This is a genomic window from Bacillus sp. NPDC093026 (assembly GCF_044754665.1).
GTDB classification, from domain to species: domain Bacteria; phylum Bacillota; class Bacilli; order Bacillales; family Bacillaceae; genus Bacillus; species Bacillus maqinnsis.
The window spans coordinates 347,527-362,939 of the sequence record NZ_JBIVPN010000002.1 but is presented as its reverse complement, the minus strand read 5'-3'; the positions used below and the strand labels follow the sequence as shown (position 1 = coordinate 362,939).

At 39.9% G+C, this 15,413-nt stretch carries 15 protein-coding genes and 1 pseudogene; 9 read left to right on the top strand and 7 right to left on the bottom strand.

The window, feature by feature from the left end; translation table 11 throughout:
* Positions 1 to 96 precede the first annotated feature (96 nt).
* Both ACIQCE_RS06795 and ACIQCE_RS06790 read right to left on the bottom strand, forming a co-directional pair.
* On the bottom strand, positions 97 to 252 hold the full coding sequence (locus ACIQCE_RS06795; protein WP_400494119.1) for a hypothetical protein: 156 nt from the start codon (positions 250 to 252) through the stop codon (positions 97 to 99).
* A 2-nt stretch (positions 253 to 254) separates the two neighbouring features.
* Positions 255 to 431 (bottom strand): annotated as a pseudogene (locus ACIQCE_RS06790) (sugar porter family MFS transporter); the annotation flags it as partial.
* A gap of 281 nt (positions 432 to 712) precedes the next feature.
* Here ACIQCE_RS06790 and ACIQCE_RS06785 point away from each other — a divergent pair.
* Positions 713 to 1,678: an LCP family protein gene (locus ACIQCE_RS06785; protein WP_400494118.1), complete on the top strand. Its 966-nt coding sequence runs from the start codon at positions 713 to 715 to the stop codon at positions 1,676 to 1,678.
* Between the two features lie 170 nt (positions 1,679 to 1,848).
* Positions 1,849 to 2,730, top strand: a complete 882-nt coding sequence (locus ACIQCE_RS06780; protein WP_400494117.1) for a Cof-type HAD-IIB family hydrolase — start codon at positions 1,849 to 1,851, stop codon at positions 2,728 to 2,730.
* Positions 2,731 to 2,778: 48 nt separating this feature from the next.
* Here ACIQCE_RS06780 and ACIQCE_RS06775 read toward each other — a convergent pair whose 3' ends face one another.
* From ACIQCE_RS06775 to pgsB, 5 genes are all read right to left on the bottom strand, one after another.
* Positions 2,779 to 4,005 (bottom strand): C40 family peptidase, encoded by a 1,227-nt coding sequence (locus ACIQCE_RS06775; RefSeq protein WP_400494116.1) that lies wholly within the window; start codon positions 4,003 to 4,005, stop codon positions 2,779 to 2,781.
* Between the two features lie 99 nt (positions 4,006 to 4,104).
* On the bottom strand, positions 4,105 to 4,281 hold the full coding sequence (gene edmS / locus ACIQCE_RS06770; RefSeq protein WP_353854389.1) for an extrachromosomal elements maintenance protein EdmS: 177 nt from the start codon (positions 4,279 to 4,281) through the stop codon (positions 4,105 to 4,107).
* Positions 4,278 to 5,444, bottom strand: a complete 1,167-nt coding sequence (locus ACIQCE_RS06765) for a CapA family protein (protein WP_400494115.1) — start codon at positions 5,442 to 5,444, stop codon at positions 4,278 to 4,280. Before ACIQCE_RS06765 ends, edmS begins: the two co-directional genes overlap by 4 nt.
* Before the next feature lie 18 nt (positions 5,445 to 5,462).
* Positions 5,463 to 5,912, bottom strand: coding sequence for a poly-gamma-glutamate biosynthesis protein PgsC (gene pgsC / locus ACIQCE_RS06760; RefSeq protein ID WP_353854388.1), 450 nt, complete (start codon positions 5,910 to 5,912; stop codon positions 5,463 to 5,465).
* Between the two features lie 15 nt (positions 5,913 to 5,927).
* A complete protein-coding gene (gene pgsB, locus ACIQCE_RS06755) occupies positions 5,928 to 7,109 on the bottom strand; it encodes a poly-gamma-glutamate synthase PgsB (protein WP_353854387.1) in 1,182 nt (393 codons plus the stop codon).
* A gap of 736 nt (positions 7,110 to 7,845) precedes the next feature.
* On the opposite strand from pgsB, the gene ACIQCE_RS06750 reads away from it, so the two are divergent.
* From ACIQCE_RS06750 to ACIQCE_RS06720, 7 genes are all read left to right on the top strand, one after another.
* Positions 7,846 to 9,327 carry a spore germination protein gene (locus ACIQCE_RS06750; protein WP_400494114.1) on the top strand — a complete coding sequence of 494 codons (1,482 nt, stop codon included), beginning with the start codon at positions 7,846 to 7,848 and terminating at the stop codon, positions 9,325 to 9,327.
* Positions 9,317 to 10,414, top strand: coding sequence for a GerAB/ArcD/ProY family transporter (locus ACIQCE_RS06745; protein ID WP_400494113.1), 1,098 nt, complete (start codon positions 9,317 to 9,319; stop codon positions 10,412 to 10,414). Before ACIQCE_RS06750 ends, ACIQCE_RS06745 begins: the two co-directional genes overlap by 11 nt.
* A complete protein-coding gene (locus tag ACIQCE_RS06740; RefSeq protein WP_400494112.1) occupies positions 10,404 to 11,546 on the top strand; it encodes a Ger(x)C family spore germination protein in 1,143 nt (380 codons plus the stop codon). The genes ACIQCE_RS06745 and ACIQCE_RS06740 overlap by 11 nt, the downstream gene beginning before the upstream one ends.
* A 116-nt stretch (positions 11,547 to 11,662) precedes the next feature.
* Entirely contained in the window at positions 11,663 to 12,649 is a 987-nt protein-coding gene (locus tag ACIQCE_RS06735) for a LacI family DNA-binding transcriptional regulator (RefSeq protein WP_400494111.1), read from the top strand.
* Complete coding sequence (gene rbsK / locus ACIQCE_RS06730) at positions 12,646 to 13,524, top strand: ribokinase (protein WP_400494109.1); 879 nt, start codon at positions 12,646 to 12,648, stop codon at positions 13,522 to 13,524. Before ACIQCE_RS06735 ends, rbsK begins: the two co-directional genes overlap by 4 nt.
* Positions 13,521 to 13,916, top strand: a complete 396-nt coding sequence (gene rbsD, locus ACIQCE_RS06725) for a D-ribose pyranase (RefSeq protein WP_400494108.1) — start codon at positions 13,521 to 13,523, stop codon at positions 13,914 to 13,916. The genes rbsK and rbsD overlap by 4 nt, the downstream gene beginning before the upstream one ends.
* Positions 13,917 to 13,931: 15 nt before the next feature.
* A complete protein-coding gene (locus tag ACIQCE_RS06720) occupies positions 13,932 to 15,413 on the top strand; it encodes a sugar ABC transporter ATP-binding protein (protein WP_400494107.1) in 1,482 nt (493 codons plus the stop codon).

Here is a 15,413-nt window from a genome sequence, read left to right as displayed (position 1 = left end):
ATATGTATGTCAAATCAAGCAGGTTCAGAAGATAAAGGGTCTGTCTTTTTCTTCATTAAACGTTTGTTTAAAAACGAGGAAAACAAGCTGACTTTTTTATACCGTTTCACTTTCGTCCTTCACGACAGCACAATTTCTCAAATCTTCTTCAATTTCTTCAAGGCTTTCCCCCTTCGTTTCTCTTACCAAGTATTTCACAAACAAAAAGGCAGCTACTCCAATGACGGCATCGGGAAACAGCTTTGGCAGCATGACCCCATACCACAGGACCCCAACTTACTGCAAAGATCACCAATTAAAATTGAGCTCACCACAAGCCCTTCTGTAAAAGCATTTAACCCTAAATCTTCTTTCATATATAAGATAGCGCCAGAGATGACACCTGTATCATAACCATTTAAAGCGCCGCCAAGTTCGCCGAAAAAATAAAGTCATCCATTACGATTTTTCTTGACCATAGCCCCACTTTATATATGTTTTCTCTATGAAAAAACAATTTTCCTCACATTCTGATGTTTGAAACGTTTCAGTGTTTTATGACAAATATATTTCATTTGCGTATCAATGAAACTTTTTTAGATAAGAGAACGTCAATTAAGCGTTAGATGAAAAAAATGTCGCACGATATCCCGTGTTAAGGTATATTTGTTTTAGTTTGTAACCATCAGAAAGACGTCTTACTATAAAATTCATAGGCGAGGGTTTAAAATATATGGATCAATCACGAAGCAAACGCAAAAGGAAAAAGCGCTTAAAACCATGGGTGAAAGTCACTCTTTTTATATTAGGAATTTTGTTACTCACAACAGCTTCCGTCACAGGCTATGCCTACTATAAAGTGACAAATGCCGCCAAAAAAGCGCAAGTATCATTAGATCGAGGCTCACAATCTGTCAAACGCATAGAATCATTCGATCCTGGGAAAGACAGTTTTTCTGTCTTGCTGCTTGGTATCGACAGTCGGTCAGGAGAAACAGTGAAGCAGGCACGAAGCGATGCAATGGTCTTAGCTACCATTAACCGTACAAACAAAACCGTGAAATTATTAAGCATACCAAGGGACTCATATGTCAATATTCCAGGTCATGGCTATGACAAAATTACACATGCGCACGCATATGGCGGTGCAGATCTAACAGTTGAAACGGTCGAAAACTTACTTGATATTCCGGTTGACTTTGTCATTCAAAGTAATTTCAAAGCATTTAAGGAAATTGTCAATGAACTAAATGGTGTGCCCATCACCATTCATGATGAATACCTTGTGAAACAAATTCAAAAGGATACAAAAGGAAAAGTAGTACTTCAAACGGGAACACATACACTAGATGGCGATCAAGCTCTCGCTTATGTGAGAACAAGAAAAGCCGACAGTGATTTAATGCGCGGAAAACGTCAAATGGAGGTTTTAAAAGCCATTTTTGACAAATCAAAATCATTAACCTCTATTCCATCATATGACAATATTATTGATACGCTTGGAGATAATGTCACAACCAATCTTTCAATGAAGGAACTGGTCGGGCTCTTTCCGCTTCTTACTTCGTTAAAATCTGTTGACACGATTCAGTTGAAAGGTTCAGACTATCAGCCAAACGGCGTTTATTATTTCCAACTAGATCAAAATCAGCTAAATGAAGTGAGATCTCAATTGAAGAAGCAGCTTGAATTATCTTAAAAGAGAAGCGTCCTATGCAGGCGCTTTTTCTATTGTAAGCATTGATCATTGGGACATTTTTGTTTAGCCTTTATAAAGAGGGATTAAATGCCTCTCACTTCTTCATGAGAATGGAGGAAATCGTACATACTTTGATGAGAGGTTATTGCATGAGTGAAGGAGGAACACCGATGAAAAAAATGATCGCGATTGATTTAGACGGTACACTCTTAAATACAAAAAGTGAAATTTCAGCTAAAAATCGAGAGGCACTGATTCGAGCAAAGGAAGCTGGCTATATTGTCACCATCTGTACTGGACGAGCTACTTTCGACGTCAAAGAACTTCTTGGAGATTTAGACATCCCTATTATTGCGGCAAACGGAGGCACAGTCCATACAGAGGGATACAAACTGTTCAGCAGGATGCCACTCGACCGAGAAGCTGGAAAACGCGCAGCAAAGGCTTTAGTCGAGCGCCACATTTATTTTGAAGTTTATACAGATGATGCCCTCCTATCCCCATTCGATGGAAAAGAGAAATTGCAAGCAGAGTTCGATTTGATCAAAAGTGCAAATCCAAACGAGGACTTGACCGATTTATGGGAAGGGGCCATGACGCAGTTTAAACAATTTGGCATCAAGCCAGTGGACGATATTTGCCAGATTTTCGAAACGAATCAAGCGACCTATAAGTTACTCTGCTTCTCATTCGATATGAATAAACTGCAAGAGGCAAAAAATCTTCTCGGAGAAATACCCGAACTTTCACTTACCTCATCTGGAAAACATATTATCGAGGTGTTGCCGAAAGAGTCTGGGAAAGGACATGCACTCAGAGAACTCGCCGCCCATTATGGCGTAGACCGTTCAAACATTTATGCCATTGGCGACAGCCCAAATGATTTATCCATGTTTGATGAAGCAGGTCACCGGATTGCAATGGGAAATGCAGTTGATATCATTAAGGAAAAAAGCACGTATATCACAAAAGGCAATCATGAAGATGGCGTGGCCTATTTTATTGATGAGCTTTTACAGAATCAATTCCATGAAAAAAAGACGCTTGTATGATCAGCGCCTAGAATGAAGTCCGATATGATGGTTAATCGGGCTTTTTCTTTATTTTATTCTCACTGCTGTCTCATATTTATCCTTCCAGTAGGCGCTTGTTTTCATATTGGTAAGGACAACACCATTTGAGCTTGTCACATGAATGACTTGATCTAATCCTGCATAGATCGCCGGCGTCAAAGAGGCCCCATTAAAAAAGACAAGATCTCCGGGCTTAAGGTCTGAACGTTTTACAGGCGTGCCTGCCTTCACTTGTCCAGAAGCATAGCGAGGCAAATCAATTCCGAGCACTTGTTGATAAACATATTGTGTGAACCCTGCTGTATCAAAGCCTTCCTTCGGACTCGTACCACCTTTGACATATGGGACCTCACCAATATACGTCGCAGCTTTTGACACGACTGGGTCTTCTTTCGCCAATTTCAAATCGGTTAACCGTTTGACCCCTGTCCATTTCTCCTGCCAATACGATTCAGATAAATAGGAAATGGTGACACTTTCAGAACGGCTCGCATGAATAAAGCGGTCGCCCCCAATGTACATCCCTATATGAGATATTCCTGTTTTATAGGTATTGCTAAAAAATACAAAATCTCCGGGTTGGATTTGGTCTAATGTCACTTTTTCACCGACCAGCCATTGCTGTTCAGCGCTTCTTGGTAAATAAATGCCTAGTGACTTTTCAAATAAGTACTGTAAAAAGCCTGAACAATCGAAGCCAACCTTAGGGTCCGCTGCACCAAATACATAAGGAACGCCTAGATACGTCATCGCATCTTTGACAAGACTATCATCAGATATTCCCTGTGTAGCAGGCAGCCTTTTGGTCGCATAATAACGATCCATCCAATACTTGCTTTTACTGACATCCATTTTAGTGACACCTTGTGTGAGCGTGCTGTGAATGATCTCATGATTTCCAGCATACAAGGCTACATGTGTTGGAACATCTTTTGTTTCATCAAGACTTCGAAAATAAACAAGGTCACCAGGTTTTGCTTTTTCCAATGACACCTTTTCCCCAATCTGATACTGGTCAACCACCTTCCGCGGTAAATCAAATGATTCCGATTCTTTATAAACATATTGAATGAATCCAGATGCATCAAAGCCCGTTTTTGGATCTGTTCCTCCTTTTTGATAAGGCGTTCCAATGAGCGTCTCAGCTTGTTCCAAGGGTGTTTGTGTTTGAGCAGATACCTCTGATTGAGGCATCATCATAAGCCCTATCAGTGCACACCCTCCAATCAACAGTCCTTTCCATTTCTTCATCATATCTCTCCTTTTCTAATCGTTTTGACGTACTTTCTTCATTTTACACTTTTTTTAGACAAAAAAGAGCACGACTCAGCGTACTCTTTTCGCTTTGACTCATTATTTACTTTCTTTCGCTTTCGCTTTTGACTGTTTTTGTTGCTCAATCTTTTGCATTTCAACCGAAATCTTTTGTTTCTCATGATCTGAGAGACTATCACTAAATTTAAAGGCTGACATAAAGACAAATACTAAAATTAATGCAACAAACGGCCAGCTTGCTTTTAGAAATTTCATTTCGTTTTCTTCACTCCGTTTTCTTTTAATTTTTGAACCTTATCAGCATGATTGACTTCAAAGAAAATATGTCCGTCTTTTTCTTTCCAATCTACATTCGTGCCGTTGGTGAGCTGACGGATAATTAATTTTGACTCAAGAGACCCAGCCTTTAATGGAGCAGGCGTTGCTTCTTTTATATACATTGGAACAACTTCAAATGTGGCTTTTCCGTCTTGATTCAGATGATACTGAACAAGAGCGGAATCACGTGTTCTCGACCATCCTTGATCAAAAATAAAGTTCCCTAAACTATAGAAAATCGTCGTTCCATTGTAGACCTCCACCGGCTCGAGTACGTGCGGGTGTGCACCAATAATAATATCTGCACCAGCTTTTGACATCGCTCTTGCCAATTCTCTTTGTCTATCGTTTACTTCATTGTTATACTCCTGTCCCCAGTGAGCATGAACGACCACGATATCTGCTTTCTCAGCAGCCTGTGAAATCATCGGGATAAAGATAGATGGATCTGCTGGCAGAATACCAGACTGATGATTTGTTGCTTTAAAATCTTTACCGTACACATCTGTAAAACCAAGTGTTGCGATGTTAATTCCGTTGATCTTTTTGTATGAAATGTTCTTCTTCGCATCTTGAAGGTTACGCCCTGCTCCAGTAAAATCCATGCCGGCTTGTTCAAACGTATCAATTGTATTATTCAGACCCTTTTCGCCATAGTCTGCTGTATGGTTGTTCGCTATATTTAAAACAGAGAAATTCAAGTCCTTTAACGCTTGAACAGACTCTTCGTCTGTTTTCAAATGAATATTCTTTTGCGCCGCTGTCTCTTGATCTGACGCAACTGGGTGCTCAAAGTTCCCCGTTACATAGTCAGATACATCAAAATACGGTTCGGCATAGCGAAGGAGATGCTGTTTTCCATAGCGTTCGGTTACTTTCTCTACATTTCTTCCAAACATAATGTCACCGACAAACGAAGCAGTCAGGATATCTTCTGGGTTCTTTTCTACATTTGGTATTTGTGCTTTCCCGATAAATGAAAATAGGAATGTACAAGCAATAACGATCGGTAATGCAATGAGTACATGTTTATTCGTCTTTTTCTTTTGATTCTTTGTGATTTTCAGCAGCTTTTCCTGAAAGCTCAATTTTTTATTCATCATTGGACACACCTTATCTTAAAATAGATAGTAAACATACATGATGGCAAATGTTGCACCACTTAGAAGTAACGTACTTCCAAGGGTAATCGTAAGACCTTGCTTTTGAATTGTATTCGCAATCAATCCAGGTACGATGATTCCAATTCCGCGAAACTCTGCTATCTCAAATGGGACAATTGGATAGAAGAAATCAAATATGAGCTTTAAGGCAATCCCTGTAATCAACATCGCAGCAAACTTTCTGCGGCCGTATAAAATCATAAATTTTGATAAGCCAAAGCGTACAATGACATACGTAAGCAAGCTGACAGATAAGACGATTAAAATAAACACTGGTTGATTGAATACAAGCGCGAGATATCCAGGTACAACCAGTCCAGCGGGTACAATTCCTGTTTTTTCTGCAAAGATTAAACTGAGTAGAACTCCTAAAATTAACGAGATATAAAGATCTGATCCGAACATTTTCTATATTTCCTCCTAGCTGACAAGCTGCTTAATTTTGTATTCTTGAATTTTTTCAATTAACGGTTCGGCGGCGCCATGAATATTTCCGACTCCATAAATCACTCGATTATGAAGCTTTTTCTCAAGCATGTTTATAATTTCCTCTGTAGATTGATGTTCAAGGTTGTGTAATTGGTCAGCCGGAATTTTCCCTTCCTCATATGCCTTCACAATTGGTTCGGTCGTTTCACCAATTAAGACAAGCTCACTTGCTTCAATATAAGGAAGTACATCTTCTGCAAATTGAATCGTTCTGTCTACACGATCCGCACGGCAGTTCATAATGACAATCGGTTCATCTGTTGGATACCCTATTTCCTTCACACGCTTCCAAATGTTCAATGTAGATGCTGCGTCATTTGCTGCAAAGCCATTTACAAAGTGTCCAGGTGTTTTTGCATCCATTAATGGGAGAATTCTCATCGCTCCTGGATCAGGCGGCGCATTTAACATTCCTCTGAATGCCGTATCTTCATCAATTCCTAATGCTTGTGCGACCCCAAGTGCAAGCGAAGCATTATCTGGGAAAACCATATACTCAAATTTCCGTAAATACTCATCAGTAATCTTGGAATTATCGGCAACAATGACCTCTGTGTTGCGTTTTTTCGCAATCTCTTTAAAGAAATCTGTATATTCACTATCCGTAATAACCAAGTGTCCATTGTAAGGAATTGTTGCAGTAAAGGCTTCTGCTATTTCATCAAGAGTCGGCCCCATCACATCCATATGATCTTCAAGAACGTTTACGATCACGCCAATATTCGCTTGAAGCAGTTCTTCTTGAAAGATAATTTGATAATCTGGATTCACCGCCATACATTCGCTGACGATAGCATTTGCTCCTCTTTCAACTGTTTCTCTCATGACTTCCTTTTGCTCTCCGATATTCGGTCCTTGCGGTTTCCTTTTAATCGGTTTCTCTTCTGGCGTATCCCAATAAATCATTCTTGCATCTGTTCCCGTTGTTTTGCCGACAGTTTTATAACCTGCCTCCATTAAGATACCGGTTGTCAATCTTGTCACGGTAGACTTTCCGCGAATACCATTAATATTGACGCGCACCGGCAGGGCATCGATATTTTTCTGATGACGCTTCTTTTCAATAAAGCCAATCCCTAACATGATGACACAGGCTATAACGATTAACCACATCGATTATCTACATCTCCTTTTTTTATGAGTGTGATATGTAAATTCAATCAACAGTATATCTGTTCAGCATAAAATCACAATCGGTATTATGTAACATAATCTTTCACTTGATGGTATGCCAAATTCCTCTAATCAGAGGGCGGATTTGCCTATCTGTATCACAAATAGAAAGGTCAAAAGACCGAAAAAATCCAGCTTGTTTTTTCTCTTTAGATGAGAGAAAGCGTTATCATCTATCTTTAAAAAATCTTTTGTCCTTTTCTCCCTAAATTTTTCGACAATTAATAAGATGTATTTCAAATCAATGTTTTAAAATCTCTTCATGTCTATAAAGTCAGTCATATCAACGCTTTAACGGAATAGTGTGTGTTTTGGAATTTTTTCGATTTTTAAATGAACAGGTCTGAAAGTCATCCTCATTGGTCAGAACGCTACGCACTGACCTATGACAAAGGTCACCACCAAAAAAATCAAGTGATTTGCTTATAATAGCGTCACGAAAAATTGGTATAAAAAGGTAAATGCTGATCTAATAGATGTATCTCAACTGAACGATATCCGCTTCTTATGACCTAAGCAATGAAACAAAGTTCATTTGTTTTTATCAAGGTTCATCATTTCTTAACATTTTTAATATGTTTTTAGTTGAAATATGTCGATAGATGTCACAGATGACGAATAAAATCAGTACTTCAGCTTACACTATGGTTAAAAATTCTGTGAGAGGAGGCTAAAAATGCCAAACACAAATGAGCAAACACGCTTGCATTTTCTATCAGGCAACTTTGAAGAAAAGATTAGAATTTTGAAAAAGACATTTCAGCACAGTGGAGATTTTGAATATCGGGAGTTCATGGTGAATGAAACGAAATCTGTGTTGTTCTTTATTAAAACCAGAATTGATGAAGGCAAACTGAACGATTTCATCATCGGAAATTTGCTGGGCACTCCCGGCAAACAAGATTATATAAAGTCTCTCAGTACTCTTGAAACAGGCGATTTGACGCTCATCACAGACAGTATTATTGCAGGGAGCATTGCCTTTCTTGATGAAAACTCCTCACAGATCAAATTATTTGCCGTCGGGCAGCCGCCGCTGCGCTCTATTTCTGAGCCCTCTTCTGAGAGCATTATTACGGGTGCACATGACGGTTTTGTGGAAAGTTTAGATACAAACATTTATTTGTTACGTTCGCACTTAAATGATCGAAAACTTGCCCTGCAATATCATAAGATTGGCACAAAATCGGAGACAAAGATCGCCATCGTTTATATATCCGATATTGTGAATAAGGAAAAGGTAGAAGAGATAAACAAGCGGATTTCTTCTATTAAAGTTGACACTATCATCAGCCCAGGTTCCATTGTAGAAGCTATTGAAGATGATTCGTTTTCTATTTTTCCTCAGCTCATTGATACAGAACGTCCGGATAAGGTCAGGTCTGCGATCCTTGAGGGCAGAATTGTGCTGCTGATAGATGGCAGTCCGATGGTCATCATTCTGCCTGTTACTTTCTTTAGCTTCTTTCAATCACCAGATGATTATAATAGCCGCTGGATTCCGGCGACATTTATTCGAATTCTACGTTATCTTGCTTGTCTGATTGCTATCATTTTGCCATCTTTTTATATAGCCGTGATTGGCTTTCACTATGAAGTCGTTCCAGACGAATTAGCCATCACCATGAAGAATTCGATTATCGGCATTCCTTTCCCTCCCTTGATTGAGGCCATGCTGATGGAGATTACTATTGAACTGATACGTGAAGCCGGGGTACGTTTGCCAAAACCAATTGGTCAGACCATTGGAATTGTGGGCGGTTTGGTCATTGGTGATGCCGTTGTAAAAGCAGGACTCATATCCAATGTACTCGTGATTGTAGTAGCAGTAACAGCCGTTGCTTCATTTGTTCTCCCATCCTTTGAAATGACGGCAACCATTCGGATGCTGCGTTTCCCGCTCATGTTCATGGCATCAATGTTTGGTTTTATCGGGATTTCATTCGGACTATCAATGATGCTCATGAATTTATGCCGCCTAGAATCACTCGGAGTACCTTACTTATCACCAGTTGCTCCATTTAACTGGCAAGACTTAAAAGACACCATCATTCGTTTACCAATGTGGATGTACAAAATGCGACCTATTTACTTAAAGCCTCAAAAGGAAAGACAAACTGAAGATTTGAGAGGGTGGAAAAATAAACATGGAAAATAAAATATCTCCCCTTCAAGCTGTCTCTTTTATCATCCAATCTCAAATTGGTGTCGGCATTTTGGCACTGCCTAATTTGCTAATGAAAGATATGGGCCACGACGGTTGGATGGCCATTATCCTAGCATGCTTTTTTATCCAAATCATCAATACGATTTTCATTTACATCATTTATAAGTATCCTGATACATCTTTTTTCCAAGTGTTAGTCGATGTATTTGGCAAATGGATCGGGCGGATATTAGTTGTACTCTATACATTGTATTTCGCCTCAGTTTGCATTGTCGTTTTATCAATTTTCACAAGAATTATTGGCATTTGGGTGCTTCCACTGACACCAAACTGGGTCATTAACCTATTACTCATAACGTCGATCATCTATATTGCAAAGGAACAAATTACAGCTATCGTCCGGTATAACTTTATTTTGACTCCCCTTTTACTCCTGCTGTCTTTGCTAATGTTCTATTCGTTAAAAGGAACCAATATCGACTATCTCATGCCCTTTTTCCAAACAGATATATCGCAATTTCAGCTCGGTTTAAAGGATGTTGTTCTATCAATGAATGGATTTGAGATGATCCTTATTATCTCTCCATTTATGAAAGGTTCGATCAAACAACGGTATAAAGTGATGACCATTTCAAATATATGCACGACGCTTTACTACCTTTTTATTACATTGATTTGTTTTATGTTTTTTAGTCCGATTGAGCTTGATGTGATTCCAAACCCTGTCCTTTATCTATTAAAGACGATTACTTTTGGTGTCATTGAGAGGACAGATTTAATTTTTCTCAGTTTCTGGGTGCTTGTCATTCTTGCAACGCTAAGCAACTACCTTTATTTCTGTGCAAATGGTATGTCCACCATTATCAAAAAAAAGAAACACAAAACATATGTCTATTTTTTCGCCATTTTGATCTACGTCGCTAGCTGTTTTCTCTCAAATGACAACTTTAGAATTCAGCGCTTTAATGACTTTACAACCATTGCTCAATATTCATTTATTTATACACTCCCGATCTTTATGGCCATTATCATCTTTATCAAACATCGCAAAGGGAAGGTGAAATCACATGCGTCATAAGTATATGCTGACGCTGATTATGTGTATTTCTCTTACCTTCATGCCAGGCTGTTGGGATCAAAACTTATTAAAAAACATCTCTCTTGTCTTAACTTCCGCTGTTGATCAAGGAGAAGATAACAATGCGAAATTTTCTATCACCTATCGAAAAGTACAACAGTCTCAAGGCATGGAGCAAGGAAACACAGGCAGCTATCTAACCACCGTGCTCACAACAGAAGCACCCACTTTAAGAAAAGCAAGAAGCAACTTTAGCCGCATTGTCGATCAAAAAATTGATATATCGAAAATGCGGGTCATGCTGATAGGTGATGAGTTTGCCCAAGATCGTCTTCTTCCTTACTTAGATATGTTTTATCGTGATCCCAATAGCCCTTTACTCGCAAACCTCGCTGTTGTTGAAGGCGGAAGTTGTGTAGACGTAATTAACCAGCTACTAAAAGAAAAACTCATTGTCAGCGACTATTTAAACAATTTAATTACAACCGCATCAAGATCCTCACAAGTATCACCTAAAAACATTCAAAGTATCCGGTCCAAAATGCTACAAACAGGAGAGGACTTCACACTGCCGTTAATCCACTTTGATAAATCAAAGCAATTAATTAGTGTGAAAGGGGTCGCCCTGTTTGATAATGAGAAAAAGAAAGGTGAGCTGTATGGACAAGATGCGATTCTTCTCACTGTCATGGACGGGAAAATGGGCAATTATGCGAATTTCACGAAGAAAATCAGAAATGACATGGCATCGAAAGAGAACAATTACATCACCATCCAAGTCACAGATTCAAAGAGAGACATTCGTATTGTGAATCCTGATCATCGAGACTTAACATTCTCACTCGAATATGAATTCAATACGTCTGTCCTTGAATACCCTCCGGATAATTTAGATACAGATAAGAAGATTAAAGCCTTAAATAAGAGGCTATCAGCCATTTTGACAAAGGAAGCAGAGAAAGTCATCGCTACCTTACAAGAAACGAATTCTGACGTCCTAAGTCTTGGAAGAAAATACCGGGTAAGACACTATGATGAGTATATGAAAATGAACTGGACAAAGGATTATCAAAAGGTGAAAATCATTCCAAAAGTCAAAGTGAATATTACAAAAACAGGGATTATTAATTAAGAAAAGGAAGTGGATATCTTTCTTTTCTTTTTTTATTTTTTAAGATTGTCTTTTTCTCACTTTCATGATAATCTATCCATGTAAACGGTTACACATTTAAGAAGGGAGGCACTCCATTGTCTACAATTAAAGATGTTGCAAAGGCGGCACAAGTGTCCGTCGCCACCGTTTCACGCGTGCTCAACAATACTGGCTATGTACATGCAGATACAAAAGCCCGTGTGACACAAGCGATGCAAGAGCTGAACTACTTTCCCAATGAAGTGGCCAGATCCCTTTTTAAAAGAGAATCCCGATTAATCGGTTTAATCTTACCTGATATCACAAACCCTTTCTTCCCTCAGCTAGCAAGAGGCGTTGAGGATGAAATTCATGCCCATGGCTTTCGTTTATTGTTTGGTAACAGTGATGAAGATCACGAGAAGGAACTTGCCTACTTGCAAACCTTTAAACAAAATCAAGTAGTGGGTGTCATCGCTGTGACAAATGAGCCCGAGTCTGAGTTGTACAATGATCATGATTTACCTGTTGTGTTTTTAGATCGCACAGCTTCAAATGCTCCTTCTGTCTATGCAGATGCCAAAACAGGCGGAAAAATGGCGGCTCTGGAATTGATTAAGCGCGGTAGCCGTAAGATCACACTGCTAAAAGGACCTGCTCATCTCCAAACAGCACAACAAAGGTTTAAAGGTGCACTGGATGTCCTCACTGAAAAAGGTGTCGATTTTCACTTGATGTCTACTGCTTCTTTTTCCTTTCAGGAAGCTAGAAAAATCGCTACAGCTCTTTTCCAGTTATATCCTGAAACAGATGGCATCATTGCTAGCAATGACATCGTCGCAATTGCTGTGATGCATGAAGCTCTCCGGCTTGGGAAACCAATACCAGATGAATTGCAAATTATTGGATTCGATGATATCCCGCAAAGCGAACTACTCTTCCCTTCCCTTTCAACCATCAGGCAACCTGCCTATGAAATGGGAAAAGAAGCAGCAAAGCTATTAATCAAAGCCATTCAGAAACAACCGATACATCAACCAGTTATTCAAATGCCCGTCTCTTTTATTGAACGAGAGACAACGAGAAAGGTGGATTCACAATGAGTCAAATTGTTGTTATAGGAAGCTGTTCAATGGATCTTGTCGTCACATCGGACAAACGGCCGAATGCAGGAGAAACCGTCTTAGGCAAATCATTTAAAACAGTCCCAGGCGGAAAAGGAGCCAATCAAGCAGTAGCAAGTGCAAGGCTTGGCGCAGATGTGTATATGATCGGCAGAGTTGGGGATGATGCTTATGGACAGGATATTTTAAACAATTTACACGCACAAGGTGTTCGTACCACTTATATGAAACCGGTTACTGAAATGGAAAGCGGGACGGCTCATATCATTTTAGCAGAGGGTGATAACAGCATTGTCGTGGTCAAAGGGGCAAATGAGGAAGTCACACCAGACTATGTAAAAGACGCCCTTCATTCCATCGACGATATCAGTATTGTCCTCATTCAGCAGGAGATTCCTGAAGAAACGGTAGAAGCTGTATGCGCCATTTGCAACGAAAAAGAGATTCCAGTCATCTTAAATCCTGCACCGGCTCGCAAGGTGAAACAAGAGGTATTAAATCAAGTTGCCTACATGACACCGAATGAACACGAAGCTGCTCTTATTTTTGACGGTCTCACGACAGAAGAAGCGTTACGTCAATATCCAAATAAATTACTGATCACAGAAGGGAAAAATGGTGTTCGCTATTTTGATGGGACGCAAGAAGTTCTTGTGCCAGGCTATCCTGTTAAGGCTGTAGATACGACAGGTGCTGGTGACACCTTTAATGGCGCTTTGGCTGTTGCACTGACAGAAGGCAAATCATTATATGATGCACTTCTCTTTGCCAATTTGGCAGCATCAATCTCTGTGACGAAGTTTGGCGCACAAGGCGGCATGCCGACAAGAGAAGAACTGGAGCGTGCGAAATGAAAAAGAACGGCATATTAAATAGTCATATTGCCAAGGTGCTAGCTGACCTTGGTCATACAGATACAGTGGTCATCGCAGACTGCGGTCTGCCCGTCCCAGAAGGTCCGATCAAAATTGATCTTGCTTTATCTATCGGCACACCGTCCTTTCAGGAGGTCACCTCCCTCCTTCTTCAAGAAATGGCGGTTGAAAAAATCACTATAGCAAATGAAATCAAAAAAGCCAATGAGCGTGAACATACGTTTCTAAAGAAAGCGATTACAACCCAATCCTTAGACTATGTAGATCACGAAGCATTCAAAGAAATGACCAAACAAGCAAAAGCGGTTATTCGAACGGGTGAAGCAACCCCATATGCAAACTGCATTCTTCATGCCGGTGTCATTTTTTAAAAGGAGGAGCCACATATGAACATTGAAATGCATAACATCCATAAGGCCTTTGGAAAAAACACCGTTCTCTCCGGGGTCACCTTTGACCTCGTCACAGGTGAAGTACATGCACTCATGGGTGAAAACGGGGCTGGAAAATCCACACTGATGAACCTGCTGACAGGTCTGTATTCATTAGATCAAGGAACGATTAAAATTGATGGAAAAGAAACCGCTTTCAAAAACCCGAAGGAAGCGGAACAACATGGGATTGCCTTCATTCATCAAGAGCTAAATATTTGGCCTGACATGACGGTTTTGGAGAACCTTTTCATTGGCAAAGAAATCTATACGAAACTCGGTTTCCTAGACACGAAGAAAATGAAAACGCTTGCCCAAACACAACTGGATCGATTATCAGTCAACCTATCACTTGATCAAGAAGCTGGAAGTTGTTCCGTTGGTCAAAAACAAATGATTGAGATTGCGAAAGCTTTAATGACTGATGCAAAAGTCATCATTATGGATGAACCAACGGCTGCTCTGACAGAACGTGAAATTGAAAAACTGTTCCAAGTCATTAAATCATTAAAAAAGGAAGGCGTCTCCATCGTTTATATTTCTCACAGAATGGAGGAAATCTTCACGATCTGTGATCGAATTACAATCATGCGTGACGGTAAAACTGTCGATACGAAAGCAATACCTGAAACAGATTTCCATGAAGTCGTAAAAAAAATGGTCGGACGAGAATTAACCGACCGCTATCCAGAACGCACACCTTCAACAGGAGATGTCGTGCTAGAGGTCAAACATGCAACGAAAAAAGGACTCTTTCAAGATATCACGTTCTCTGTAAAAGCAGGCGAAATCGTTGGTGTTGCAGGTCTAATGGGGGCTGGACGGACTGAAATAATGCAGTCACTGTTTGGTCTTAACCCTCTTGATCAAGGCGAGATATGGGTGCATGGGAAAAAGGCTGTGATCAAAAAACCAAGTGATGCAGTCAAGCTGGGTATTGGTTTTATCACAGAGGATCGCAAGGATGAAGGATTGATGTTAGATGCATCTATTCGGGAAAACATCGGTTTGCCGAACTTAGAAAGTTTCTCTCCAAAGGGATTGATTGACAAGAAAACCGAACAGGAATTTGTGGATCTCCTTATCAAGAGACTGACGATTAAAACCGCTTCCTCTGAAACCTCTGCACGAAGCCTATCTGGAGGAAACCAACAAAAGGTGGTTATCGCCAAATGGATTGGAATTCAGCCAAAGGTTCTAATTTTAGATGAACCAACAAGAGGTGTAGACGTCGGAGCAAAACGAGAAATTTATCAATTAATGAATGAACTGACCGATCGCGGTGTTGCCATTTTGATGGTGTCATCTGAACTCCCAGAAGTTCTCGGTATGAGCGACCGTATCCTTGTCATTCATGAAGGAACCATCGCCGGAGAACTAGACAAAACCGAAGCCACACAAGAACGAATTATGACATTAGCTACAGGAGGGAAGTAA